Origin of the sequence: Kitasatospora sp. NPDC101176 (assembly GCF_044768035.1) — a bacterium.
Lineage (GTDB): Bacteria > Actinomycetota > Actinomycetes > Streptomycetales > Streptomycetaceae > Kitasatospora.
The window spans coordinates 63,438-88,038 of the sequence record NZ_JBIWPA010000012.1 but is presented as its reverse complement, the minus strand read 5'-3'; the positions used below and the strand labels follow the sequence as shown (position 1 = coordinate 88,038).

Genomic DNA, 24,601 nt, shown 5'->3' with positions numbered 1-24,601 from the left:
CCCCGGACGCCCCGTCCGCCCCCCCGGCGCACCGCCGATCCCCCACCCCCCCACAGGAGCGCCCCATGCGCCTCGTCCCCCACCGCCTCGCGGCCCCCGTGCTCGCGCTGGCCCTCGCCGCCACCGGCCTCGGCACCCTCGCCCTGGGCACGGCCGCGCCGGCCGCCGCCCTGGGCAACGGCACCGCCCTCACCCCGCCGATGGGCTGGAACTCCTGGAACTCCCTCGGCACCGAGGTCACCCAGGACCAGGTCGTCCAGACCATCGACTTCATGGCCGCCAACGGCCTGGTGGCCGCCGGCTACGACACCGTCACCATCGACGACGGCTGGTCGCTCTGGCACCGCGACGGCCAGACCACCGACCCGGCGCGCACCGCCGACGGCTCGCTGCAGCTCTACGACGCCGCCGGGAACCCCGTCAGCGGCACCGACGGCACCGGCCACGACCCCACCAGCGGCCACCTGCTCCCGCGCCCCGACCACTTCCCCGCGCAGACCGTCGACGGACGCACCGTCAACGGCATCGAGTACCTCGCCCGCTACGCGCACGCCAAGGGCATGAAGTTCGGCCTCTACGCCACCGACACCTACCTCACCTGCCAGATGCACCCCGGCAGCCTCGGCCACGAGGCCACCGACGCGGACGACTTCGTCTCCTGGGGCGTCGACTTCGTCAAGTACGACGACTGCCCGTACGGCCCGCGGATCACCGGCCCGGACGGCCACGACTACGGCACCCAGGGCGAGGGCCGGGAACTCACCCGCTCCGTCTACGCCCGCGTCCAGGACTTCCAGCGGGCGCTCGACGCCGCCTCCGCCGCCCACGGCCGGCCGAAGGTCACCCTCAGCGTCTCCGCGCAGCCCGTCCACACCGGCGTCCCGTACCTGCAGGCCGCCGACGACCCGGCGCGCACCGACCCGGTCGTCCGGGCCGCCGACCCGGTGCCCTTCCAGGCGCCCGGCTACGCGCCGACCGGCGTCTGGTGCGGCCAGGTCGCCAACCTCTGCCGGATCGGCGGCGACCGCGACAGCGAACTCGACGGCGTGCTCTGGAACGGGCAGTTGCAGACCGCCCTCCAGTACCCCGGCAACGTCCGACCGGGCAGCTGGAACGACCTCGACATGATGTTCACCGGCTGGCAGGACGTCTACGGCCTCTGGGGCACCACCGACACCTGCACCTGCCACAAGCCGTTCACCGGCGACGAGTCCCGCACCGAGACCTCGGTCCTCGCGATGCTCGCCGCCCCGCTGATCTCCGGCGCCGACCTGCGCACCGCCGCGCAGTCCCGGCACACCCAGGACGGGCACAGCTGGTCCACCGGGATCGACGCGGCGAGCCTGGCCACGCTGAAGAACCGGGACGTCATCGCGATCGACCAGGACGCCCTGGCCCAGCCCGCGACACTGGTCGGCGCCCGGCCCGCGAGCCCCACCGCCCCGGTCGTCCTCAAGCGGCGACTGGCGAAGGGGGACACCGCCGTGCTGCTCGTCAACCAGGACCCGGCCGCGAGCCGGACCGTCGGCACCAGCCTGCGCGACCTCGGCCTGAGCGGCCCCGGCTACGCCGCCAAGGAGCTCTGGAGCGGCGCCGGATCGACCGTCACCGACACCCTGACCGCCACCGTGGCACCGCACGGCGCGGCGCTCTACCGGCTCTCCGCGCGGGCGGCCACCACCCCGGCCGCTGTGGTCGACGACGGCCGGTACCACGCCGTCGCCGCGGGCGGCGGCCTGGTCCTGGAGGTCTCGGGCACCTGCAGCTCCCCGCTCGGCTCCGTCGCGGACGTCAACACCTGGTGGCCCACCCAAACCTCCGAGCAGTGGACCTTCACCGGCAACCCGGACGGCACCGTGCGGATCAGCGACAACTGCGGCACCGCCACCCACGCGCACACCGTGCTCTCGGCCGGGACGGCGCCCGGGAACAGCGCCTACCTGCTGAACCCTTCACCGGGCAACCCCTGGCAGGAGTGGCGGGTCGTCCAGGACTCCGCCACCGGCGCCCTCACCATCACCAACGTCGCCACCGGCCTGGTGCTCACCGGCCACGGGGCGCCGGGCGCCACCGTGACCACGGACGCGGCGGACGGCGCCGCCGCCGGCCAGGGGTGGAACCTGCTGTCCTGACCCCGACGTCGCCGCGTCCGCCGGGCCTCGGCGGGCGGACGCGGCCGGGGCGAGCGCCACGCACGCGCAGAGGCCCGGGCCCGGCACCAGCAGCACGCCCGCGACGGCGACCGCCGCGACCGGGTACGACCGGCGGGCCGCCACCACCCGGCCCCGGTGCTCCGCCGGCGCGCCGCCCAGCACCGAGCCCACCGCGCCGCGGTGCGGGCGGCGGCCCGGCCGCTCCGTGACGGGACAAGACGGGACGGGACGGAACCGCGGCGCCGGACCGGGGAATGCCCGGCACGACGGGCCACCGAGTGGCAGGGTGGGGGCCATGTGCGGCCGATTCGTCTCCACCACCACGCCCCAGGACCTCGTCAGCCTGCTCGGAGAGCTGCGCTGGGATCCGGCCGAGGCCCTCGCCCCCAGCTGGAACGTCGCCCCCACCGACCCGGTGCCGGCCGTGCTGGAACGCGTCGACCGGGAGACCGGTGAACTGCTCCGCCAGCTGCGCCCGTTGCGCTGGGGCCTGGTACCGTCCTGGTCCAAGGACCCGTCCGGCGGCGCCCGCATGATCAACGCCCGCTCGGAGACCGTCCACGTCAAACCCGCCTTCCGCAAGGCCTTCGCCACCCGCCGCTGCGTCGTCCCCGCCGACGGCTACTTCGAGTGGCGCGAGGTCCCCGCCGAGGCCGGGCGGAAGAAGTACAAGCAGCCCTACTTCCTGAGCACCGGCTCGGTGATGCTGATGGCCGGCCTGTACGAGTTCTGGCGCGACCCGACCCGGCCCGAGGACGACCCTGCGGCCTGGCTGGCCACCGCCGCCGTCATCACCACCGACGCGAGCGACAGCGCCGGGCGCGTCCACGACCGGATGCCGCTCACCGTCGCCCCCGACGACCTCGCCTCCTGGCTCGCTCCCGACCACACCGACTCCGACGAGCTCCACCAGCTGCTCCGCCGCCCCGCCGACGGCGCCCTGACCGTCCGCGCCGTCCCCACCACCGTCAACAGCGTCCGCAACAACGGGCCACAGCTCCTCGGCCCCGCCCCCGACCCGCTCGGCCTGGCCGACTGACCGGACGTCGGCCGGCCCCGCCGACCCCGCCGCCCCCGCCGGCCCGACGGCCCGGAGAGGTCGCCCGGGGTCAGGCGCGCCCCAGCGGGAGGAGGTACTGGACGGGTTCGTCGAGGTCGTCCAGACCGAGGAGTTCGTGGGCGAGGTCGTCGTGGAGGCCGCCGAGCGGGATCGTGCCGAGGCCGCAGGCGGCGGCGGTGAGCAGCAGGTTCTGGGTGAGGTGGCCGGCCTCCAGCAGGCCGAGGCGCAGCGCTCGCAGCCCGTAGCGGCGGCGCAGCAGGGCGAGGTCGAGGTGGACGGCCAGGACGGCGGGGGCGTGGTCGATGCCGACGGCGTCCGGGTCCTCGGCCGGGCGGGAGAGGTAGGAGGAGAGGGCCTTGAGGTCGTCGAGAGCGGGTGCCGGACCGATCGGGCGCAGGGCGCGGCGTTCCGGGAGGCACTGGTAGGTGCCGGCGGGCAGGCCGTCGACGGCGAGGGCGAGCAGCCGGACCCGGACGGAGTGGAGGGCGCCCGCGCTGGGGTGCGGCCGGTGCCGGAGGGTGCGGGCGGTGCCGTCCGCGAGGGGCTGGCGGGTGGTGTGGCTCGGTGCGAGCGCGGACCAGAGGACCGCGCCGAGGGTGGCGGCGGTGAGCGGTCCGGTGAGCGCGCCGCGGGTGGAGCGGCGGCTGCGCAGGGCCTCGGCCAGCGGGACGGCGGGGAGCGGCTCGGCGGGCAGCGGGACGTCACCGGTCGCCTCCTGCGGTGCCTGGCGGGGCGCCAGGTCGCGCAGGGCGGTGTCCTCGGCGCGGCCGATCTGGAACTTGCTGCGCTCCAGGTACTGGTAGTCGGGGGCGTGGTGGTCGGCGGGGAAGAAGGGGAACGCGGCCGCCGTGCCGTCGGTCTCCAGCAGGGTGCGGGCGGCGAGCCGACAGACCGCGCGCTCCTCGTCGGGGCCGACTCCGAGCCGGTTGAACAGCATGTGAAGCTGGGAGGCCCAGACCCAGGAAAGGCGTTCGGCGGCCTCGGGCGGGGCGGCGGCGCGCATGCGTGCGGCGGCGGCCGTGACCTCCCCGGCCCAGTCGGTGAGCCAGGGCGCGGCGGTGCCGGCGTCGAGGGCCTCGCGCAGGGCCCGGGCGCGGCGGGCGAGTGCCTGGCGTTGCCGGGCGAAGACCGTGTTGACCCTGGTGTGGACGGCGGCGCCGGGCAGCGGACGGAACTCGGTGACCCACCGCCAGGAGGCGGCGTGGCGGCGCAGCCAGCGGGCGGCGGCGAGCTCGTCGAGCCCGAGCGCGTGGGCGGTGGTGTGCGCGAGGTCGAGGGCCACCGGCAACCGGGTGGCGGCCGCCGGGGCGGCGGTCAGGGCGCGGACGGCCGTGCGGGAGGAGTGGACGAAGACCTCCTCGGCGATCGGCAGCAGGGCGGGGCCGCCGTAGCGTTCGGTCTCCGGTGCGTAGGGGACGGCGGTGACCTCGCCGTGGCGGGCGGCGCGGGTGCCGTCGGGCGGGGTGCGGCGGGTGGCGAGGCCGGTGAGGGCGGCGGCGAGCCCGTCGGCCTGTCCGGGGGCGCCGGGGCCGCGGAGGCGGATCCGCAGGTGGGGGCCGCCCTCGTTGTAGCGGATGAAGAACCAGTCGGTGCCGGGGTGCGCCGTGGTGAGGCCGTCCAGGAGCGGGGCGAGGTCCTCGGTGACGAAGGCGTCGGTGTCCGGGGCGGGGAGGGGCAGGGCCAGGTGGAGGCTCTGCCAGTCGGTGGTGGTCGGCGGGTGGGTGGTCGGCGGGTGGGTGGTCATGGGTCCTCGGGTCCTTCCCGGGCTGCTCGGTGCCCCGGCTCTGCGACTGTCGGCGGCGGGGTGGCTAGGGGAACGGGTGCGGGTGGAGGGGCAGGTCCTCGTACCGCAGCGGGCGGGGGGTGCGGCCGAGGCGGTGCGGGACGTTCAGCAGCCGGGGCAGGCCGCGGGTGCGGCGGTTGACGTGGCCGAAGGTCATCGGGAGGGTGCCGGGGACGACGACCTTGACGCAGTGCAGGCCCAGCCGGTCGCGCACCCCCGGTTCGTCCTGGGTGACCACGACCACCTCCAGTCCCTCGGCGGCGAGGCGTTCCACCGTCCGGTCCAGCAGCCGGGTCAGGTCGGTGACCGGTTCCGGGGCGCCGGGCCATCGCCGGCGCCAGGGCACCGGGGGCGGACCGGCGAACAGGAAGTCGAGGCGAGCCTGGGCCTCCGGCAGGGTGTTGAGGCCGACGTGGTCGTCGAGGCCGACCACCAGCTCGGGCCGTTCCAGCATCGGCCGGAGCCGGTCCGGGTCGCGCGGTCCGCCGGGGGCGGCGGAGCGGTGCGCGGCCTCCTGCACGTTGGTGACCACCTCGGCGACGGCCGAGCGGATCGCGACCGCCGGGTCGTGGTGGGCGCCGGCGGCCAGGAAGGTGCGCGGGGCGTCCGGGTGGCCGCCGCGGTGGCGGCAGAGGGCGATCACGGCGGGGATGCCGAGGTCGTTGGTGGCGTCGAGCAGGGTGAGCCGGTAGCCGAGCAGGTGGGATCGGTCGGCGAGGTCGGCGACGGCCCGGTCCTCGACGGGGACGGCGACGCCGGGCAGCGGGGTCCGCGCGTACCAGGCCATCAGGAAGGCGTCGCGTTCGGCGACCTCGAACAGGCCGTAGAGCGCGGCCTCCTGGGGGCTGTTGCCGAGCCCGCAGCCGTTGGAGGACTCGTAGACCACCCGGGGGCGGCCCCGGTCGGGGAGGTCCCAGTAGGCGACGTGTTCGGGGACGGCGATCGGGCGGCGGTGGGTGAGGGACCAGCCGTGCACCCAGTCCAGCACCAGGTCGGGCGTGTGCGGGACGGTGGCGGCGGCCGGGTGCCCGTGGTGCGCCGGGTCCGGCAGGCCGAGGCGGACGGGGTCGAGGACGGCGCCGGGGCCGAGCTCGCGCGCCAGGGCGGCGTGGGAGGCCCGCAGGGCGGTCCGGCGGCCGAGCGGGCGCATGCCGGCGTGGCGCTCGACGGCCTCGAAGAGGGCCACCCGCTCGCTGGAGCGGTAGTCCGCGGCCCGGCCGTACCCGCCGTCGTCGAGCAGCCGGCCGTCGGTGACCCAGGCGGTGGTGAGGGCGAAGGCCGAGTCCTCGGTGCGGAAGAGGCGCCGGACGGGGCCGAAGCGCTCGTCGTGCAGTTCGGCGCGCAGCCGGTCGGCGCCGGTGCGGTCGTTGGCGCCGCGCAGTACGGCCGGGTCCGGCAGCGGGCGGGGGGTTGAGGGCAGCCGGGCGGCGGCCGGTCCGTCGGCGGGCAGCGGGTGGCAGACCGGGCAGCCGCCGACGGGGCGGACGCGGTGGGTGGACCAGGTGGCGCGGTCGCCGTGGAGGACGTACACGGTGGCGTGCTGCGCGGTGCCGTCGGCGGGTTCGGCGAGCAGGTCGGCGGCGAGGGCGGCCGCCGCCTCGGTGAACGCCGGGGTGCCGGTGCCGGCGAGGGCGAGGGTGGGGCTCTGCCAGGGGACGCGGCCGCCCGCGGTGGCCAGTCGCTGGTACTCGGTGCAGTGCAGGCAGGCCGCCGCCCCCGGCCGAAGGACCGGTCCGATCACCGTGTGGGCGCCGTCCTCCCGGATCGGCACCAGCCGGACGGGGTGGGCGAGGGCGTGGCGGCTGAGGCGTTCGGCCAGGCCGAGGGTCCAGGTGGTGAGGTGGACCAGGGCGGTGCCGCTGGTGGTCGCGAGGGCCTGGTCGGGGTCGAGGAGGGCGGGCTCGGCGCTTGCGGCGGTGGGAGCGGCCGTCGGGGCCGGCGGGCTCGTCCCGGTCATGTGCGGCCTCCGGTGGTCACGAGGGCGGTGAGGCCGCAGCCGTGCAGGGCGTCGGCCCAGGGCTGCGCGGCGGGGGTGGCGGGGCGCCACTCGACGGCGCGCAGGTCGGTCAGCTGCCGCAGGTCCGTCTGCAACCGTTCCTCGCGGGTGGCGAGTCCGGTGAGCCAGCGGTCCGTCCAGCCCTCGTCCGTCCAGGGGGCCGGTGCCGGACCGGCGGTGGCCAGGGCGGCCGCGGAGCCGGTGAGGGTGGTGTGCCGGGCGGCGGGGAGCCGCAGGCCGGCGGCGGAGCGGCGGGTGAGGGCGGCGAGCGCGGCGACCGTGACGGCGTCGGCCGGGGTGGCCTCGACGGCCCGGTCCGGGACGGCTGCCGCCGGGTCGTCGATCTCGGCCAGGAACGCTCCGGAGTATTTGAGTTGACGGACTGTCAGCTCCAGTGGGCGGCCGAGGGCCCTGGTCAGCGCCGCGCACCAGTGTGCTGCCTGGGGGTGGTGACGCCAGGCGGCGTCCGGGACGGCGGGCCCGCCGACGGGGTCGGCCAGGCAGGCCCGGCGCAGGGCCCGGCCGAGCGCGTCGCCCCGGTCGGCGCCCACGACGGGGGCGGCCGGGTCGACGGCGGCCAGGTGGAGTTCGACGGCCCGGCAGGCGGCGGCCAGCCGGGCCAGGTCGGTGCGGACGGCGCCCGCCACGAGCAGGCCGGCCGGGGTGCGGCAGGAGACCAGGGCGACGGGCAGTTGCGGCAGGTCGCCGGGGGTCGGCCGCTCCAGCAGACCGAGCCGAGGGTCGCCGAGGGCGGCGATCCGGCGCAGGGCCTCCGCCAGGTCCGCCGGGGGCGCGGCCCGGGGGCCCGGGGCGGCCGCCCACGGGTGGTGCTCGGCCCGCGGCGGGCGGGCGTCGGCGACCAGCACGGCGGGCCGGGTGGCGAGCAGCCGCGGGTCCTCGGCCGGGTCCCCCGGGTCGGTCAGGCCGGCGACGGCGCAGAGCAGGCGGTGGGCCGCGGCCGCGGCGAGGAGCGCGGGCAGCGTCGGCGGTGGTGACGCGCTGGAGGCCGCCGGGTCGGCACCCTCGCGCAGCCGGGCGGCGAGGGCCTCGGCGTCGGCGCGGGTGCGGGCCGGATCGGCCGGCGCGGTGACGAACCCGCCGTCGGCGTCGCACTGCACGGCGAGGGCCACCGCCGGTTGACCCGCGACCACCAGCACCCGGCCGGCGGGCAGCGCCGTGTCGGGGACGGCGGTCGGCGCGGCCCCGCCCCGGGCGAGCGCGCGGACCACCGCGCGGGCCAGCGGCCCGTCCGGGTCGGCCGCCGTGACCAGTGGGCGGGCGGCCGCGAGGGCCGCTGCCGCCTCCTGGGGCCGGGCGGCCGCCGAGCCGGGCCAGGGCGGGACTCCGGCACCGGCCGGGGCGTCGACCAGCAGGTCGTGCTCGCGCAGGCGGGCGGTCAGGGTGGCCAGTGCCGCCGCGACCGCCGGCGGGGTCTGCGGGTCGGCGGGGCCCGGTGCCGGCTCCTGGCCCTCGCCCGGTCCGGTGGCCGGCCCGGCCGCCAGCAGTCGCCACAGGGCCGGGAGGGCCCGGCTGCCCTCCAGGGTCAGGCTGGTGCCCCGCCCGCGCAGGTGCAGGCCCGCCCGCAGCGGGGTGACCGCCACGCCCGGGCGCAGCCGGGGGCGGGGCTCCGGCGCGGTCATGCCGCCCCCTCGACCGCGGTGATCACCTCGTCGATCCGGGCCCGCCAGCGGTGCCCGGTCAGCTCCGGGACGCTGCGCACCACCAGGTGGGCGGCGAGGTAGCGCTCCACCGGCCGGACGTCGCAGATCGCGAGCAGCCGGTAGAGGCCGTTGGTGCAGGCGCGGTAGATCAGGTAGTCCGGGCGGCTCCACATCGTGCCGGTCGGGTCAGAGCGGTGCAGCAGCTGGTGGAACTCGCTGTAGCGGGTGCGCAGTTCGTGGTTCCAGCGTTCGGCGGTGGCGCGGTCGCCGACGGCTGCCGCTCGGTCCCGGTACTCCGTCCGGTCGCCGGCCAGGTCGGCTCCGGCCGCCAGGCGCTCCTCGGCCCGGCGCCAGGCCGTCGCCGACCAGTGCGCCCAGTCGCGTTCCCAGCCGCGCGCGCCGCCGTCGACGATCCGGCCGACCAGCGCCGTCACGGCGCGGCCGTCCTGCGCCCAGCGGCGTTCGAACGCGGCGCGCAGCCGGCCGTCCGGGTCCTCGTGGAGGAGGAAGTCCTCCACGTGGGAGAGGAAGGAGTAGTGGCCGCCGACCAGGCCGTCCGGGTGGGCGGTGGCGTGCGCGGCGAGCGCCGCCACCACGAGCTGGACCCGGGCCTCGGCCCGGTCGCCGTGTGCCGCGAGGAAGTCGCAGGCCGAGCCGAGGGCGGGCAGCCCGAGCCGGAGCAGCTCGTCCCGCAGGGCGGCCGCGTCGGCGCCGAGCAGGGCGTTCAGCGCGGTCGTGGCGGCGGCCTCGACGGGCTCGATCCGGACGGTGTTGTCCGGGACCAGCGGGCCGTACGGCGGGGCGATCAGCTCGACGCGTCCGGCCACCGCGGCCTCGGCCAGCAGCTGTGCGTCGGTCCGGTCCGCCGTGGAGGGGTGCGCCGCCGCCCAGGCCCGCAGCCGCCCGGCCGCGTGTTCGGCCGCGTCGGTCACCTGCCCGGGGGGCCCGGCCAGCCGCAGGCGCAGGTGCGGGCCGAACCGCCAGTGGCGCTCGACGTGCGCGCGCAACCCGTCGGCCTCGGCCTGCCGGGCCAGCGGCAGCACGGCTTCGCGCAGCGCCCGGGTCTTGCCGGGCTGGTAGTGGTAGAGGACCACGTCCCGGGCTGTCGCGGCCTCAGGGTCGGTCATCGTACGCCTCCTCGACGCTGTTCGGATGGGCCTTCGTGACGATCGGGGCGGCCGCCCGGCGGCGGTCTGCGGGCGCCGCCGGGCGGGGCGCCGGTCACGGCCGCTCACCCGCGGGGCGGCGGGCCCGTCCCGTCCGCCCCGGGCGGTACGTCTCCGCGACCAGTTCGACGGCCCTGGTCGGCTCCGCCGCACCTCCGACGGCCGGGAGGGCCTCCTCCAGGACGACGCCCCGGGGGTGGCGGGTGAGCCACTTGCCGAGGTGGTGCAGGTGGAGCGGGTCGCCGAGGTCGACAGGCTGGGGCTTCGGCGCCCGCAGGTGGGCGACGAAGGCGTCCGCGGCGGGCCCCGCGGCCTGGTCCGGGACGGGGTGGAGGAAGAGCTGTTCGGGGAGGTCGAGCCGGGCGCGCCAGCGGGCGGCGGTCGTGGCGGGCACGCCGTCCGGGCCGGGGTCGGCGGCGAGGTCGGCGCGCAGGGCGTCCAGGACGTCCGCCGGGAGGTGCCAGCGGCGGCGGGCCAGCACGAGGTGGCGGTACCGCAGCCGCGGGGTGCGGGTGACGGTGCCGCCGGGGGCGGGCAGTGCGGTGCGCGGCAGCAGGGGGCGGAAGTCGACGACGCCGTTGGGGTGGTCGGCGAGCAGCGGGGCGAGCCGCTGGGGCAGCATGATCGGCGCGAGGAAGCCCAGGTAGAGCACGTCGAGGTGCTCACCGGTGGTGCGCAGCCGGAAGCGCAGCTGGTCGCTCGCGGGGTCGTGGACGAGGTCGAGGTCCGCCTCGGCGAGACCGGTCCAGCGCCGGTCGGGGCCGATCTCGTCGGCCAGCAGCCGGGGGTGGAGGTTGGCGTTGAAGCCGCCGACGGGCCGGATCTGGGCGGCGCGGGCGCCGGGTCCCAGGCCGCGGCGGATCTGCGCGGCGACGGCCGCGGCCGCCCGTGGCCCCGCCTCGTCGAGGAAGCGGCTGGTGAACCGCCCCCACCCGCCGTAGACGTGGTTGATGCAGAGCAGTCCGTCGGCGGGGTCGCGCTGGACGAACCAGGAGTAGCTGAGCGGCCGGGCGGCGGTCCAGTCGGGCAGGCGCTCGGCCAGGGCGCGCAGCTGCTCGACGGACAGCAGCTGTTCCCCGCCCCGCTCGGGCGTGGCGGCGAACTCCGCCCGGAGGTGGGCGAGTTCGGCCGGGACGGCGGAGCTTCCGGCGTCGGCCCAGGCTTCGGCGGCGTCGGCGCCGAACTCCCAGGGGGCGGTACAGACCCCGCCGACGCCGTAGCGGGCGACGAAGCGGTCCCGGGCCGCCCGGCGCATCAGGTGGCCGTGGTCGAACAGCTCGGCGAGCGCGGCGGCTTCGCCGAGCGCCCTGCGGTCCGCGTCGTCCAGCCGGGGGCGGGCGGGAGCGGGTGCGTGGACGTCCTCGGTGAGGACCGTCAGTGGGGCGGCCTCGGCCGGAACGGGCCGGCCGGCCTCGGCGAGCGCGCGGCGCCAGTCGGCGGCGAGTCCGGCCAGCAGCGCGGGGCGCCGGTCGGCCGGAGCCGAACCGAAGTCCTCCGTCCGGTCGGCGAGTTCGGCGATCATCCGGACCAGACCGGCGTCCTCCGGCCACTGTCGGAGCCAGTCCGCGAGGCGGCGCAACGGTGCCTCGGCCTGGGGGTCGACCGGGTCGGTCGGGGCGAGCAGCCGGGCGCCCAGGAGCTGGCCGACGAAGCGGTGGACGGCGGGGTCGCCGTCGGGCCGGCCGAGGGCGGCGGCGAGGCGGGCGGCGAGCCGGCCCGGGGTGTCGGGGGTGTCGGCGAGCCGGGCGAGGACGGCCAGTTCGGGGCGGTCGGCCAGCTGGACCTGCTCCTCCCGGGTGACGAGGTACCGCCCTCCGGCGAAGACCACCTGGCTGCGGGCGTAGCGCGCGAGGCCGTCGCCGGTCCGGGTGGAGCCGGCCATCCGGTGGGGCAGGGTGCGGCTGCGGCGGGGGTCGTCGAGCAGGGCTTCGACGAGGGCGCCGACCAGGGTGCGGTTCTCCTTGACGACGGCCCGCGGGGGCGCGCCGTCGCCCGCGTCCGCGCTCGGCGCTCCCGCGCCCGCACCCACGCCCACACCCGCGCCCGCGCCCGCGTCCGCACCCGCGTCCGCCCAGCCGACGGCGGTGAACCAGGAGAGCGGACTGGTCTTGGTGGTGGCCCGCAGCGCGTGGCGCAGGACGGCCGCCTCCTCCTTGCGGGCCCGCCCGCCGTGCTCCCCCGGCTGGAGGCCGCGGCGCGCGGCGGTGGAGACCGCGCGCAGCAGGTCTGCGCTGGTGAGGGCGACGGCGCGGGCGAGGGCGGGTTCGGCGCACAACCCGGCCAGGGCCGCGCGTTCGGCGGCGAGCGCGGGCGGGAGGGCGGCGGCGAGCTCGTCCAGCAACCGGGCGCGGCGGGCGCGCAGCTCCAGCCAGGCGGCGAGCCGCGGCAGGCGGTCGGGGAGGTCGCCGAGCCGGTCGAGGAGTGCCGGGCGGGGCGGGCGGCCGTTGTGCAGGTCACGGCGGAGCGGGAGGGCGACCCGGCGGTGGAACTCCTCGCCGTGGCGGGCGCGTTCGGCGTGCAGGTCGTCGCAGAGCGCGGGCCGGAGGACGGCCTCGGCGGCCTCGAGGGCGGTGAGCCGGCCAAGCAGGTCCCGGACGGCGGCGGCCGGGGCGGACTGGGCCGGACGGGCGAGCACGGTGGCCCGTACCAGGGTGTACGGAGCCGTGCGGGCGGGCGGTGCCCCGGCTGCCCCGGCCCGCTGGGCCGGCTGGGCTGGTAGGGCCGTCGGCGCGTACTGCGGCGGGATGGCGTGGGTCCGGGCGCGGCCCGGGGCGACGCCGTTCGACGGTGCGTGGTTCGGCATGGCGGGGCTCCCTCCGACGGGCCGGTGGTGCGGACGATGTCCGGGTGCCGTGCGTGCGGCTGTGCGGGCGGCAGGGCCGGGACGGACGGTCGGCCCTGCCCGGCCGCATCCGGCCGTGGTGCGCGGTCGGCCCGGGCGGGCCGGCCGCGCGACCGTGCCGGGCTCAGTACGGATGGACCGGCGGGTGCGGAACGGCGCAGGAGGACGATCCGCAGGAGGTGGAGCTGGGCCCGCCCGAGGCCCCCGTCTCCGGCAGGGCGACGGTGTCGCGCAGGGCGGTGACGGTCAGCTCACCGAGGTCGAGGTCGTCGAGGGCGAGGACGTCCTCGGGGTGGTCGGACATGGGGACTCCCGGGTGCTCGATACGGTTCGGTCTGGTGCGGGACGGGCCGCTTCGGGGCGGGCCACTGCGGGTCGGTCCGCGTCACGGACCGACCCGGCGGCGCGTCAGGCGGATTCCATGCCGGGCAGGTTGGGCTGCGCGCAGGAGGACGAGCCCTGGCAGGAGCAGGACCCCCACGACCCGCCGTTCTCCGGCAGGGCGACGGTGTCGCGCAGGGCGGTGACGGTCAGCTCGTCGAGGTCCAGGTCCTGCAGCTCGAGGCCCTGGGCGGCAGAAGCAGATGTGGGCATGACAGATTCGGACATGGCGGACTCCCTGGGATGGGGGTGGGCGAGGCGCGGGCGCGCCTGCCGGACGGGGACGGCGGAGGTGCCTGTCCCCCATGAATGCGGCGCACCCGGATCGTCCCGACACCGGTGCAGCGCCGCTCTCAGGCGAGTCTAGGTTCGCTGGAGCCGCTCTCGGGACGGGCGCCGGGCGCATTGGCCGGTTGTCCCGCTCCCGGGGCGCAAGACCGTAGCCCGCCCCAGCCGCACTTGAGCGAGCCGCGACGGGTCCCTCTGGTCCACGCCCCCGAGGGCGCTCGGCGAGGCACCGCGCCCCGCATCCCGGCACCGGCCGCGGCACCCCGGTAGCGGCACGGGCACTGGCATCGACCGCAACGGCCCGGCACCGATGGACGGCCGCCGGCCTTCCGTCCGGACGGCCGGCTACGCGGGCAGCAGCGTGTCCAGCCCGACCAGGGCCAGGCCCCGCGCCAGCAGCCCCTCCAGGATGGCGGGCAGCGCCGCCACCGTCTGGGAGCGGTCCCCCGCCCCGTCGTGGAGCAGGACCACCGAGCCCGGACGGGCGGCGGCCAGCACCGTCTCGGCTATCCGGTCCGGGCCGGGCTGGGACCAGTCCCGGGAGTCGACGTCCCACAGCACGGTGGTGCGGCCGCTGACCCCTATCCGGTGCAGCACCGCCGGGGTGCGGGAGCCGTAGGGCGGCCGGAACCAGCGGGCCGCGGGGCTGCCGGCGCGGCCCAGCGCCTCGTCCGTGCGGTCGAGCTGCTCGGTCAGCTGCGGCCCGGTGAGGTCGGGCAGGAAGGGGTGCGACCAGGTGTGGCCGCCGACGCCGTGGCCCTCGCCCACCAGCCGTCGGACCAGGTCGGGGTGGGCGCGGGCGTGCATGCCGACGGTGAAGAAGGTGGCGTGCGCGCCGTAGCGGGCCAGCAGGGCGAGGATCCGCGGGGTGTGCCGCGGGTCCGGGCCGTCGTCGAAGGTGAGCGCGACGGCGTCGACGCCCCGGGGGCCGTGCGGGACGAGCCGCCCGCCGGCGCGCAGCTCGCGCTCGGCCGGTTCACTGCGGGCCAGCCCGCGCTGGTACTCCTCCCCGCGCCCGGCCAGCGAGCCGCTGGCGACGGTGAGCCGGTCGAGGCCGCCGGGGGTGCGCACGGCGGCGAGGGCGAGGCTGTGGGCGGGGGCGGAGCCGAGCAGCGGCCGGGGCGGCAGGTGCCAGGGGTCGGCGCGCAGGACGGTGAGGCCGACCGCGGTGAGGGTGGCGTCCAGCAGGCCGTTGGTGCTGTCGATGACGACGCTGAGCGGCGGGCCGCCGTGGTGGTCGGCGAGCAGGTCGCGGACCAGGTCGGCGGTGCGGGCCGCGCCGTAGTGGGCGGGGGCGGCGCACTCCCGTCCGTGCCGGTCCAGCTGGGCCGTCCGGTAGCCGTCCGCGCTCCAGGCGACCCCGACGTACCGGGCCGCTCTGCCGTCCTCCGTGTTCATCGTCGTTCCGTTCCCTCGGTGCCGGGCAGGGGGATCGGGCGCCCGCTGCTGCTGCGGACGCCCGATCGCGGTGGTGGATCGCGGTGGTCGGATCGCGAGGGGCGGCTCAGGCTCCCGGCGTGACCGAGGCCAGGTAGGCCGCCGCCTTCGCCGGGTCGAAGAACCACTGCTCCAGGTCGGCCGGGTCGTCGAAGGCGTTGGCGAACCGGTCGGCCACCGCGGGGAGTCGCCCCGCGGCGCCGAACAGCTGGGGGACGTGCTCGGGCGGCGGCGCGAGCATCGCGTTGGTCCAGGCCGTGGTGGGGCGCGCGGTGCGCCAGTAGCGGTCGAAGGTGTCCTGCATGAAGTCGCGGTCGAAGGGCTTGTCCCCGTGGGCGAGGATCCGCTCCAGGTACCCGGCGGCGCACTTCGCGGCGTTGTTGGAGCCCTGCCCGGTGATCGGGTCGTTGGCCACGACCACGTCCGCGACGCCCAGCACCGCGCCGCCGCCGGGCAGTTCGCCGACCGGGTGGCGGACGCCCGGGGTGAAGCGCCCGGCGAGGGTGGCCCCGGCGTCGGTGAGTTCGAGGCCGCCCCTGGTCCGGTCGTACTCCCAGGGAGTGAAGGTCTTCATCAACTCCACGGTCACCCGGAGGTGTTCGTCCTGGTCCCGGAGACCGTCGAACGCGTCGGCGGGGCCGCCCGGTACGGCCTCCCAGAACAGGATGTCGCACGGGCCGCCGCCGGTCAGCGCCGGGATGACGAACAGCTCCCCCACCCCGGGCACGACGTTGCACCGCACCGCGGGGAAGGCGTGTTCGGGGCGCGGGCCGAGCCCGTGCACGTAGCTGACGGCCAGTGCCCGCTGCGGCCGGTCGAACGGGGAGTGCTCGTGGTCGCGCTCGAACATCCCGGCCAGCTCGCCCTTCCCGGCGGCGACCAGCACCAGGTCGTACGAGCGCGAGAGGTGTTCCAGGTCGGCGACGGTGGCCTGCTTCAGCACGACCCGGCCACCGCGCCCGGCGAAGGCCTCCAGCCAGTCGGACATCTTCAGCCGCTGGTCCACGGACTGCGCGGGGGCGTCCAGCCGCCCGACCCAGTCGAGCACCCGCGCGGACTCCGGCCCGGCGACCGACATCCCGATCCCCTCGATCTGCGGGGTGTCGCCGGACCACCGGTCCAGGCCGAGCGCGCGTTCGGTCCGCAGCGCGGAGTCGAACATGCACTGGGTGGACAGCACCCGGCCACCGCGGACGGCGTCCGCGTCGCGGTCGGTCATCACCGTCACGTCGTAGCCGTGGGACTGCAGCCCCAGCGCCAGTTGGAGGCCGGCCTGCCCGGCACCGACGATCAGAATTCTGCGCATCGTCTCCGCTTTCCTGGTTGTACGTCCCGGCCGGCCCCAACACCCCTGCCACCCAGGGCCCGTGGGCCCGCTGGTGCGGACGGGGCGCCCGACCGGCCGCCACTGGTCTGAATACCAGTCATCGGGCCCCCGCGTCCACGGCCCGGGCCGCCGGGCCCACCGCGGCGACGTCCGCGGTCGCGGCCGTCCGGGCGTGGGAGGTGCGGATCCCCTCCCCTGCCTGGGCGCTGACGTTCCGTCGGCCAGGACCGTCAGCCCAGGGACAGCCTGGCCGGCACCGGGCCGCCGCGCCGGGAGAGGCGGCGGAGGAAGGTCAGGATGCCGGGGGTGCCGTAGCCCCAGGCGGAGGACTCCGCGGTCAGGCTGCGGCCCGGGAAGAGCGGCCGGCCGGGCGGTCCGCCGGCCCGGGTGAGCAGCAGCGTGGCGAGCTCCTCTGCCCGGTAGCGGTCCTGCGGGTCGCCGGTGACGGCGGCGAGGTCGACCAGGAGCTCGCCGGCTCCGGCCAGCCCGCAGCAGCGGGACACCAGGGCGGTGCGCGGGGCGAGGGCCCGGCAGGCCCCGGCCGCGTCGGCGGCGAGGGCGATCAGGGCGTCGTCGCCGTACCGGCGGCCGGCCTGGAGCAGGACGGTGCCGAGGCCCGCCAGCCCGCGGCACCAGGAGAGGTGGCGGTGCGGGTCGGCGCCCGGGCGCAGCGCGTCCGCCACCGTCCGGGGGAGCCGGGCGGCGAGGTCCTCGACGATGCGGCGGGCGGCGCGTTGGGAGGCCTCGTCGGGCATGGCGAGGAGGAAGTGGGCGACGCCCGCGCGGCCGTGCGCGAAACCCTCGGCGCGGGCGGCCGCGCCGGGGCGGGGCGGCTCGCCGACCGAGCCGGGGCGGGGCGCCTGGCCCGGGACGTCCTGCGGGCTCTCGGGCGGGCTGGTGGTGAGCCGCTCGGCGAAGGCGGACGCCGCCGCGAGGTGCCGGTCGGTGTCGGTGCCGAGCGCGGCGAGCAGCAGGTGGCCGGTGCCGATCCCGGCGGCGCCGGTCAGCTGCTCCGTCCCGGCGGACTCCTGGTGGCGGTACGGGGGCGGGTCCGTTCCCAGCGTGTCCGGGCCCAGGACGGCGGCGGCCTGCGCGAGGAAGAGGTCGACGCCCGTCCGGCCCCGGTAGAGCGAGCCGTCGAGGCGGTCGAGGCCCGGGTGGCCGGCCGTCCAGCGGGCCAGGGCGGTGGCGGCGGCCCGGGCGTCCGGGCGGTCGGCGTGCTGCAGCAGTTCGAGCCCGAGGCCGGCGCCGCCGTCGAAGAACGAGAGCAGGTCGCGGGGTACGGCGGTGCGGTCGTCGGCGGCGATCAGGTCGTGCGCCATCCGCGCGCAGGTGGCGACGGTGTGGTCGAGGATCCTGGCCAGCCGCGCCCGGTGCGGTGGCGTACAGGCGTGCCACGGCGCCGGGGAGCGGTCGGGGGCGGCGCCGCGCAGCCGGGCGGCGGCCGCCGAGCGCCGCTCCGGGGCGAAGCTGAGCAGGTCCGTGAGCAGGGCCAGCGCCGGGTCCTCGGGGCCGGCGGCGGGGAGGGCGGCGTGCAGGCAGGCCAGGGTGCGGTCGCGGTTGGTCACCGGGTCCGGGTCGACGACCACCGGGTCGAGGGCGGTGAGCGCGAAGTGGAGGGTGGTGCCGAGCGCGTAGTAGTCCTCGGTGGGGTCCGCGCCGGTGGCGCCGGGCAACGCGTAGCCCGGCGGGCGGTCCTCCCCGCGGGCGCCCGAGCTGCCGCGCACGCGGGCACCGTCCGCGGCGGTGGCACCCTCCGCGGCGGTGGCACCCTCCGCGGCGGTGGCACCGTCGACCGGGCCGATGCCGGCCAGGGCTCCGTCCGCGGCGAGGCGCACCTGTCCGGGTTCGAGCCCGAGCAGCACCTCACCGCGCCCGTGCGCCGCGTCCAGGGCGCTCAGCAGCCGGCACGCCAGCGGCCACCAGGCCCGCCCGTCCGGCTGGGGGCCGAGCCGGTAGGGTCCGGCGGCGAGGACGTCCCGCCGCAGGTCGCGGGGCGCGCGGGCGCCGGTGTCGGGCCGCCCGTCGGCGGCGGTGCGGTTGATCGTGCCGCCTGCTGGTGTGCTCACGGTCCGTCCCTCCCCCGGGTCCGCCGGTCGGCGGCCGGATCAGCAGTGCGCGGTGGACTCCGGGCGGGTCCGGTCGCCGGTGGCCCACCGGTCGCCGGGGCGGGCGGCGGGCTCGCCGGTCCCGCCGGCGGGCTCGGAGACCTCGGAGACGTCGGGGTCGGCGTCGAGGTCGAGCCGGCGGGCGGCGCGGATCCCGGGCACCGCTGCGGTCATGGCTGCTCCCTCCCTGCGGGCTCGGTGGACGCTCCTGGGGCCGACGGCGGTCCGACGATCCGGCCCCGACCGCGTCACGGCGCACGTCCGCGACCACCGCCGCACGTGCCGCCGGACGCCCGCCCGCGGCGATGCTAGCGGTGTGCGGGCGGCCGCGTCGCGACCGTTCAACCGCTGACCAGACGGCGGCCGGTGATCTTGTCCGGCCGGATGCGGATCCAGTGCGGCCGGTCGCCGCCCGCCCAGGGGCTGGCGCCCGGGAGGTCGGCGAGGCGGCGGACCTCGTCCGGGTCCTCGACGTGGTGGGCGGTGCCGAGGGCGAGAACGCTCCAGCCCCGGCCCAGGTACTCGTCGATGTGGTCGATCTGGAAGGACAGCGCGGCGCCCTCGGGCAGCCCGGCGGCGGAGTGTCCGCCGGTCCGGTAGGCGAAGGTGCCGTCGTCGACCACGTAGTTGACGGGGTAGACGACCGGGCCGGGCTGGACGGGCAGCGCGACCCGGCCGACGCCGTGGGCACCGACCAGGTCCCAGCACTCCCGCTCGGTGAGGTCCAGCAGCCGGGGGCGAGGGCCGGGACCGCCCTGCCCGGGCGGGGCGTCGGCGCGGCCTTCCAGCAGGGTGCTCCGGCTGAGGCCGAGGGCGGCGGCGATGCGCAGGAAGCCGCCGGGGTCGAAGGCCGGCCCGGCTTCGAGCAGGTGGTGCAGGTAGCGGGGGGCCATGGCCGCCTGCCGGGCGAGGTCGTCCTCGCTGAGCCCGAGCCGTTCGCGCCGTTCGGCGACCCGGCGGGCCACGGCGGCGGGGTCGGCCCGCTGCAACGCCTCGGGGTGGACGGCGTCGGAGTGGGCGGCGTCGGGGGTGTCGTTCACGGTGGTGGCTCCTCGGCGTGCCGGCGGGTCGTCCTGGCTCGGCGGCCGGGGCCGTCCCTCGGGAGGATCGCGTCCGGGGCCGCGTCCGGTCGGCGACCAGGCCGGACCCATCCAAGCGCCCGGCCCCCGACAAGTCGAGGAACGGCGGGGCCGTGCGTGTCGACGGGCGGCGCCCGGCCGGGAGCCCGCGCCCCCCGCCCGGCCGGCCCCGCCGGGAACGAGGACGGACGCCGGCGAGGTGCGCGGCCCCGGGGTGGCGTCAGGCCTGCGCGGTGGGCCGGACGACGATCTCGCTGACGTCGACGCCGTCGGGCTGCTCGATCGCGTAGCCGATGGCGGAGGCGACGGCGGAGGGGGGCATGGCGATCTCGTCGCGCTGCCGGGTCATCGCGGCCGCGGCCTCCGGGCTGGCGCCCTTGCCCACGCCCTCGGTGTGGGTGAAGCCGGGCGAGACGAGGGTGACCCGTAGGTCGGGGCCGGACTCCTGGCGCAGCCCCTCGGTGAGCACCTTGACCGCCGTCTTGGTGGCCGCGTAAACGGCCTGGGGGGACTTGACGACGTAGGCCGCGGTGGAGCCGACGTTGACGAACTGTCCGGAGCGCTGGCGGCGGAAGACGGGCAGAGCCGCCCCGATGCCGTTGAGCAGCCCGGTGACGTGGGTGGCGACCATCGCGTCCCAGTCGTCCTGGCGCAGGTCGTCGAAGGGGGAGACGGCCATCGTGCCCGCGTTGGAGACGAGGACGTCGAGGCGGCCGAACCGGTCGACGGCGGTGTCGGTCAACCGCTGGAGGTCCTGGCGACGCGTGACGTCGACGACGACGCCGACGGCGGTGCCGCCGCCGGCCGTGATGGCGTCGACGACGGCGTTCAGCCGGTCCTCCCGGCGCGCGCCGAGCACGAGCCTGGCGCCGCGCTCGGCGAGGTACGTCGCGGTCGCTTCGCCGATGCCGCTGCTGGCGCCCGTGATCGCGATGACCTTGCCCTCGATGCCCGCCATGATCAGCTCCCTTTCGTGGGTACGCACCGGTCAGCGCGTTGACGTGGAGGCCTGTCCTCGAACCCGCGGCTGCGGGTCCGAAGGCAGGCCCTAGAGTGAAAGCGGGGAATCCCCCACTTGCCGCAGATTAAGTGGGGAACCCCCCACTTAGCAAACCGCAGGGCACCTTCGAGGAAGTGACGGGCATTCATGGACGACGCGACGCACCGACCGCTGCGGGCCGACGCGCGGCGCAACCGGGAGAAGGTCCTGGCCGCCGCCGTGCACCTGTTCACGACGCAGGGGCTGGACACCCCGATGGAGCGGATCGCCCAGGAGGCGGGCGTCGGCAGCGCGACGCTGTACCGCAACTTCCCCACCCGGGAGGCCCTGGTCGAGGCGGTCTACCGCAACGAGCTGGCCCAGCTCTGCGAGGCCGTCCCCGGTCTGCTCGCCGAGCACCCGCCGACCGAGGCCCTGCGCGCCTGGACCCTCCTGTTCCTCGACTACGTGACCGCCAAGTACGGCATGATCGACGCCCTGCGCGCGATCGCCGCGACAGGGGGCAACCCCTACGGGGAGAGCCGGGAGCTGATCCTGGCCGCGGTCACCGAGCTGATGGCCGCCTGCACGGCGGCCGGCGCGATCCGCACCGACATCACGCCGGGCGACCTCGCCGCCGCCCTCGAGGGCATCGCCCTCACCTCCGCGGGTGCCGGGCACCGCCCGCAGGCCGAGCGGCTGCTCGGCCTCACCCTGGACGGCCTCGCCGTCCGCCCCTGAGCCACCCGCCCGGCCCCGCGGCCCCGCGGCCCCGGGCGCGGGGCCGCGGCGCAGAGGGACACCCGGCGCAGGTCAGTGCGGCGGCTCGTCCCCGGGCCCGGTCAGGGTGGCGGCGAGCTCCGTCAGGGTGTCGCGCAGCAGCCGCAGCAGCGGGTCCTGGTCGCGGCGCGGGTGCCAGAGCAGGGTGACCCGCAGCGGGCGCAGCCGCAGCGGGGCGGGCACGGGCACCACCCCGGCCGTGTCCGCGAGCTCCCGCACCAGCGCGTCCGGCGCGACGGTGACCAGGTCCGTGCGGCCGACCAGGTGCAGTGCGGCGAGGAAGCCGGGAACCACGCAGCGCACGGTGCGGGGGTGGCCGGCCTCGCGCAGTTCCCGGTCGGCCGCGTCGTCGGGCCGGCCGCTGCGGGAGACCAGCACGTGCCCGGCGGCGGCGAAGCGCTCCGGGGTGAGCTCGCCCCGGGTGAGGGGGTGGCCGGCCCGGACGGCGGCGGTGAGTCCGGCCCGCACGAGCCCGAGCGAGCGCAGGTCGGGGTACTTGGCCGCGTTGACGACGACCGCGAGGTCGGCCGTCCCGTCCCGCACGGCCTCCGCGCCGTCGCGGCCGCCGTCGGTGGCCAGCAACCGCAGTTCGGCGGCGGGGGCGGTGGCGGCGAGGCGGGTCAGCAGGTCCGCGCTCCTGGTGACGATCAGGTCCTGCGGCGCGAGGACGGTCAGCCCGCGCTCCAGCGGCCGGGCCTGACGGTCGAGCAGTTCCTCGGCCTGTTCGAGCCAGAGGCGCAGCCGGGGCCGGAGGTCGACGGCGGCGGCGGTGGGCCGCAGCCCGCGCCCGGAGCGGACCAGCAGCGGGTCCTGGAGCGCCCGGCGCAGCCGGCCGAGGGCGCGGCTGGTCGCGGGCACGGAGAGGTTGAGCCGCTGCGCGGCCCGGGTCACCGACCCCTCCTCCAGGAGCGCGTCCAGGACCACCAGCAGGTTGAGGTCGAGCGAGGACAGTTGCACCAGGTGAAACTATCAGTTGCTGTTTTGCCGATTGCCGCAAACGACGACGACGCCTAGGTTCGAAGGCAGAGCGACCGCGCGAGGGCGTGTCCGGCAGGATCCGCCGGCCGGGCCCCGGGCCCCGGCCGGACCACACCGCCGATGACGCGCCCGTCCGTCGCCTCTCCCACCACGACCCGGAAGGGGTCCCCATGCCGCCTGCCCTGGACTCGACGAACGATCCCGGGCCCGGGGTCCGCCCCCTCGGCCCCGCACTCCTCACCGCCGTCTGCGGCGCGTCGATGTTCATCACCAGCCTGGACGCGACGGCGGTGAACGTCGCCCTGCCCGCACTGCGGCGTGAACTGCACGCCTCCCCCGACCAGTTGGCGTGGGTGGTGGACGCCTACACGCTCACCCTCGCGGTGCTGCTCCTGCTGTCCGGAGCCCTCGGGGACCGGCTCGGCCGGCGGGCCATGTTCCGGGCCGGACTGCTGGTGTTCGGCCTCGGCTCGCTCGGCTGCGCCCTCGCCACCGGGCCCGGTGGGCTCGTCGCGGTGCGCGTCCTGCAGGGGTGCGGCGCGGCGCTGCTGGGGCCGAACGCCCTGTCCACGCTGACGTCCGCGATCACCGACCCGGTGCGCCGGGCGCGGGTGATCGGCGTCTGGGCCGGGGTCTTCGGGCTCGCCGCCGCGGTGGGCCCGCTGGCCGGCGGGTCGCTGGTCGACGCCGTGGGCTGGCGGTGGATCTTCCTGGTGAACCTGCCGGTGGTCGCCGTCGCGCTGGTCGCCTCGGTGCGGGTGCCGGAGACCAGGGGCGGGACGGGCCGCCCGCTCGACCCGGCCGGGCTGGCGCTGGGCGCGGTGGCCGTGCTCGGCCTCACCGAACTGCTCGTCCACGGTGCCCACCACGGGTACGGCGGCGTCGTCCCGCCGGTCTGCGCGGCGATGGCGCTCGGCGGCGGCGCTGCGTTCGTCGCCGTCGAACGGCGGCGCCGCCACCCGGTGTTCCCGCTCGCGCTGGTCCGGCACGGCACCTTCACGGCGGCCACCGTCACGGCGGTGCTCGTGTTCGCGATCCTGGCCGGCTTCCTCTTCGTCTCCAGCGTGTACTGGCAGCAGGAGCGGCACCTCTCGGCGCTCGGGACGGGGCTCGCGCTGCTCCCGGCGACGCTGGCGATCGCCGTGGTGTCGCCGCTGAGCGGGCGGCTGATCCCGGTCGTCGGGGCGCGCCGGCTGCTGGTCGGCTCGGGTCTGCTGCTGGCGCTGGGCGCGGGGCTGCTCGCGCTGGCCTCCGGCGGCGACGGCTACCTGCCGTACGCGGCGGGGTACCTGGCGCTCGGGCTGGGCTTCGGCCTGGTCAACCCGCCGATCACCAACACCGCCGTGACCGGCCTCCCGCCGCAGCAGTCCGGCGTGGCCGCCGCCCTGGCCACCACCTCCCGGCAGCTGGGGAACACGCTGGGCGTCGCGGTGCTCGCCGCCACGGCCGCGGGGCCGGTGCTCGACCAGCGGCGGGCCTGGCTGATCGCGCTCGGTCTCGGCCTGGCCGTCGCGGTGCTCAACGCCTTGGTGGGCGCAGGCCCCGGTCGCGGCGGCCAGGCCCCGCGGGCAGGGGCGGGGGCGGACACGAACGAACCGGTCCGGGTCGGCGGTCGCTGACGGCCCGCCGGGCCGGCGGAGACGGCCCGTCAGGAGGGTGACGCACGCGCCTGTCGGAGCCGCGCGGGGCGGGCGCATACTGTGCCACGCGGCTCGCACCGCGCGACGGGGCCCACTCCGGGCCCGGCCCGGCTGCGCCGCGACGGGGAAGGTCGGACGAACGTGGCAATACTCGTGGTCGTCGCCGTGTTGGCGCTGCTGTGGCTGCTCACCGGTGTGCGGGTGGTCCAGCAGTACGAGCGGGGCGTGGTGTTCCGGCTCGGCCGGGTGCTCGGGAAGGTCCGCGAACCGGGCGTCACCCTGCTGGTGCCGGTCGTCGACCGGATGCGCAAGGTCAACGTCCAGGTCGTCACCATGCCGGTGCCCGCCCAGGAGGGCATCACCAAGGACAACGTCTCGGTCAGCGTCGACGCGGTGCTGTACTTCCGCGTCGTCGAGCCCATCAAGGCCACCGTCGACGTGCAGAACTACGCCTTCGCGATGCTCCAGGTCGCCCAGACCTCGCTGCGCTCGATCATCGGCAAGAGCGAGCTGGACGACCTGCTCTCCGGCCGGGAGAACCTCCACCAGGGGCTGGAGGTCATGCTGGAGAGCCCGGCCACCGGCTGGGGCGTGCACATCGACCGGGTGGAGATCAAGGACGTCAGCCTGCCGGACTCGATGAAGCGCTCGATGGCCCGCCAGGCGGAGGCGGACCGCGAGCGCCGGGCCCGCATCATCACCGCCGACGGCGAGTTCCAGGCCGCGGCCAAGCTCGCCGAGGCCGCCGCCAAGATGGCCGAGACCCCGGCGGCGATGCAGCTGCGGCTCCTGCAGACCGTGGTCGAGGTCGCGGCGGAGAAGAACTCGACGCTGGTCCTGCCGTTCCCGGTGGAACTGCTGCGCTTCTTCGAGGCCTCGGCCGCCCGGGTCGCGGAGGGCGCAGCCGTCCCGGCCCAGGCCCGCTCCGAGGACGACTGACCGA

Annotated in this window: 19 protein-coding genes; 5 read left to right on the top strand and 14 right to left on the bottom strand. The window is 77.4% G+C overall.

The window, feature by feature from the left end; translation table 11 throughout:
- Positions 1-65 precede the first annotated feature (65 nt).
- Both ACIRS1_RS18805 and ACIRS1_RS18800 read left to right on the top strand, forming a co-directional pair.
- Positions 66-2,132: an alpha-galactosidase gene (locus ACIRS1_RS18805; RefSeq protein ID WP_402840970.1), complete on the top strand. Its 2,067-nt coding sequence runs from the start codon at positions 66-68 to the stop codon at positions 2,130-2,132.
- Between the two features lie 316 nt (positions 2,133-2,448).
- On the top strand, positions 2,449-3,192 hold the full coding sequence (locus tag ACIRS1_RS18800; RefSeq protein ID WP_402840967.1) for an SOS response-associated peptidase: 744 nt from the start codon (positions 2,449-2,451) through the stop codon (positions 3,190-3,192).
- 70 nt (positions 3,193-3,262) lie between these two features.
- Here ACIRS1_RS18800 and ACIRS1_RS18795 read toward each other — a convergent pair whose 3' ends face one another.
- From ACIRS1_RS18795 to ACIRS1_RS18735, 13 genes are all read right to left on the bottom strand, one after another.
- Positions 3,263-4,957, bottom strand: a complete 1,695-nt coding sequence (locus ACIRS1_RS18795; protein WP_402840964.1) for a thiopeptide-type bacteriocin biosynthesis protein — start codon at positions 4,955-4,957, stop codon at positions 3,263-3,265.
- A 64-nt stretch (positions 4,958-5,021) separates the two neighbouring features.
- On the bottom strand, positions 5,022-6,953 hold the full coding sequence (locus ACIRS1_RS18790; RefSeq protein ID WP_402840962.1) for a TOMM precursor leader peptide-binding protein: 1,932 nt from the start codon (positions 6,951-6,953) through the stop codon (positions 5,022-5,024).
- A complete protein-coding gene (locus tag ACIRS1_RS18785) occupies positions 6,950-8,632 on the bottom strand; it encodes a hypothetical protein (RefSeq protein WP_402840959.1) in 1,683 nt (560 codons plus the stop codon). Before ACIRS1_RS18785 ends, ACIRS1_RS18790 begins: the two co-directional genes overlap by 4 nt.
- Entirely contained in the window at positions 8,629-9,780 is a 1,152-nt protein-coding gene (locus tag ACIRS1_RS18780; RefSeq protein WP_402840958.1) for a hypothetical protein, read from the bottom strand. Before ACIRS1_RS18780 ends, ACIRS1_RS18785 begins: the two co-directional genes overlap by 4 nt.
- Positions 9,781-9,874: 94 nt before the next feature.
- Entirely contained in the window at positions 9,875-12,622 is a 2,748-nt protein-coding gene (locus tag ACIRS1_RS18775) for a lantibiotic dehydratase (RefSeq protein ID WP_402840956.1), read from the bottom strand.
- A gap of 163 nt (positions 12,623-12,785) precedes the next feature.
- Positions 12,786-12,965 carry a thiazolylpeptide-type bacteriocin gene (locus tag ACIRS1_RS18770; protein ID WP_402840953.1) on the bottom strand — a complete coding sequence of 60 codons (180 nt, stop codon included), beginning with the start codon at positions 12,963-12,965 and terminating at the stop codon, positions 12,786-12,788.
- Positions 12,966-13,069: 104 nt separating this feature from the next.
- Positions 13,070-13,255: a thiazolylpeptide-type bacteriocin gene (locus ACIRS1_RS18765; RefSeq protein WP_402840951.1), complete on the bottom strand. Its 186-nt coding sequence runs from the start codon at positions 13,253-13,255 to the stop codon at positions 13,070-13,072.
- 420 nt (positions 13,256-13,675) lie between these two features.
- A complete protein-coding gene (locus ACIRS1_RS18760; protein WP_402840948.1) occupies positions 13,676-14,728 on the bottom strand; it encodes a polysaccharide deacetylase family protein in 1,053 nt (350 codons plus the stop codon).
- A gap of 106 nt (positions 14,729-14,834) precedes the next feature.
- Positions 14,835-16,073, bottom strand: a complete 1,239-nt coding sequence (locus ACIRS1_RS18755; RefSeq protein ID WP_402840945.1) for a styrene monooxygenase/indole monooxygenase family protein — start codon at positions 16,071-16,073, stop codon at positions 14,835-14,837.
- A 251-nt stretch (positions 16,074-16,324) separates the two neighbouring features.
- A complete protein-coding gene (locus ACIRS1_RS18750; protein WP_402840944.1) occupies positions 16,325-18,163 on the bottom strand; it encodes a lanthionine synthetase LanC family protein in 1,839 nt (612 codons plus the stop codon).
- Positions 18,164-18,202: 39 nt separating this feature from the next.
- Positions 18,203-18,376, bottom strand: a complete 174-nt coding sequence (locus tag ACIRS1_RS18745; protein WP_402840942.1) for a hypothetical protein — start codon at positions 18,374-18,376, stop codon at positions 18,203-18,205.
- Between the two features lie 167 nt (positions 18,377-18,543).
- The gene (locus ACIRS1_RS18740) at positions 18,544-19,242 is read right to left on the bottom strand and encodes a pyridoxamine 5'-phosphate oxidase family protein (protein ID WP_402840939.1); all 699 of its coding nucleotides are present in this window, start codon (positions 19,240-19,242) and stop codon (positions 18,544-18,546) included.
- A 259-nt stretch (positions 19,243-19,501) separates the two neighbouring features.
- The gene (locus ACIRS1_RS18735; RefSeq protein WP_402840937.1) at positions 19,502-20,239 is read right to left on the bottom strand and encodes an SDR family oxidoreductase; all 738 of its coding nucleotides are present in this window, start codon (positions 20,237-20,239) and stop codon (positions 19,502-19,504) included.
- Positions 20,240-20,428: 189 nt separating this feature from the next.
- On the opposite strand from ACIRS1_RS18735, the gene ACIRS1_RS18730 reads away from it, so the two are divergent.
- On the top strand, positions 20,429-21,001 hold the full coding sequence (locus tag ACIRS1_RS18730; protein ID WP_402840934.1) for a TetR/AcrR family transcriptional regulator: 573 nt from the start codon (positions 20,429-20,431) through the stop codon (positions 20,999-21,001).
- A 72-nt stretch (positions 21,002-21,073) separates the two neighbouring features.
- Here the strand turns inward: ACIRS1_RS18730 and ACIRS1_RS18725 are convergent, their stop codons facing one another.
- Positions 21,074-21,997: a LysR family transcriptional regulator gene (locus ACIRS1_RS18725; protein WP_402840931.1), complete on the bottom strand. Its 924-nt coding sequence runs from the start codon at positions 21,995-21,997 to the stop codon at positions 21,074-21,076.
- Between the two features lie 191 nt (positions 21,998-22,188).
- Here ACIRS1_RS18725 and ACIRS1_RS18720 point away from each other — a divergent pair, with 191 nt between their 5' ends.
- Together ACIRS1_RS18720 and ACIRS1_RS18715 are read left to right on the top strand one after the other, a co-directional pair.
- Positions 22,189-23,637, top strand: coding sequence for an MFS transporter (locus ACIRS1_RS18720; RefSeq protein WP_402840928.1), 1,449 nt, complete (start codon positions 22,189-22,191; stop codon positions 23,635-23,637).
- Positions 23,638-23,799: 162 nt separating this feature from the next.
- Positions 23,800-24,597: a slipin family protein gene (locus tag ACIRS1_RS18715; protein WP_402840925.1), complete on the top strand. Its 798-nt coding sequence runs from the start codon at positions 23,800-23,802 to the stop codon at positions 24,595-24,597.
- Positions 24,598-24,601: the final 4 nt, after the last annotated feature.

What these genes read in the sequence shown, in the direction of transcription:
- ACIRS1_RS18720 (WP_402840928.1), top strand. Translation starts at nt 22,189, where the DNA reads ATGCCGCCTGCCCTGGACTCGACGAACGATCCCGGGCCCGGGGTCCGC.
- ACIRS1_RS18795 (WP_402840964.1), bottom strand. Translation starts at nt 4,957, where the DNA reads ATGACCACCCACCCGCCGACCACCCACCCGCCGACCACCACCGACTGG.
- ACIRS1_RS18790 (WP_402840962.1), bottom strand. Translation starts at nt 6,953, where the DNA reads ATGACCGGGACGAGCCCGCCGGCCCCGACGGCCGCTCCCACCGCCGCA.
- ACIRS1_RS18745 (WP_402840942.1), bottom strand. Translation starts at nt 18,376, where the DNA reads ATGACCGCAGCGGTGCCCGGGATCCGCGCCGCCCGCCGGCTCGACCTC.
- ACIRS1_RS18785 (WP_402840959.1), bottom strand. Translation starts at nt 8,632, where the DNA reads ATGACCGCGCCGGAGCCCCGCCCCCGGCTGCGCCCGGGCGTGGCGGTC.
- ACIRS1_RS18775 (WP_402840956.1), bottom strand. Translation starts at nt 12,622, where the DNA reads ATGCCGAACCACGCACCGTCGAACGGCGTCGCCCCGGGCCGCGCCCGG.
- ACIRS1_RS18780 (WP_402840958.1), bottom strand. Translation starts at nt 9,780, where the DNA reads ATGACCGACCCTGAGGCCGCGACAGCCCGGGACGTGGTCCTCTACCAC.
- ACIRS1_RS18805 (WP_402840970.1), top strand. Translation starts at nt 66, where the DNA reads ATGCGCCTCGTCCCCCACCGCCTCGCGGCCCCCGTGCTCGCGCTGGCC.
- ACIRS1_RS18800 (WP_402840967.1), top strand. Translation starts at nt 2,449, where the DNA reads ATGTGCGGCCGATTCGTCTCCACCACCACGCCCCAGGACCTCGTCAGC.
- ACIRS1_RS18765 (WP_402840951.1), bottom strand. Translation starts at nt 13,255, where the DNA reads ATGCCCACATCTGCTTCTGCCGCCCAGGGCCTCGAGCTGCAGGACCTG.
- ACIRS1_RS18755 (WP_402840945.1), bottom strand. Translation starts at nt 16,073, where the DNA reads ATGCGCAGAATTCTGATCGTCGGTGCCGGGCAGGCCGGCCTCCAACTG.
- ACIRS1_RS18770 (WP_402840953.1), bottom strand. Translation starts at nt 12,965, where the DNA reads ATGTCCGACCACCCCGAGGACGTCCTCGCCCTCGACGACCTCGACCTC.
- ACIRS1_RS18760 (WP_402840948.1), bottom strand. Translation starts at nt 14,728, where the DNA reads ATGAACACGGAGGACGGCAGAGCGGCCCGGTACGTCGGGGTCGCCTGG.
- ACIRS1_RS18735 (WP_402840937.1), bottom strand. Translation starts at nt 20,239, where the DNA reads ATGGCGGGCATCGAGGGCAAGGTCATCGCGATCACGGGCGCCAGCAGC.
- ACIRS1_RS18730 (WP_402840934.1), top strand. Translation starts at nt 20,429, where the DNA reads ATGGACGACGCGACGCACCGACCGCTGCGGGCCGACGCGCGGCGCAAC.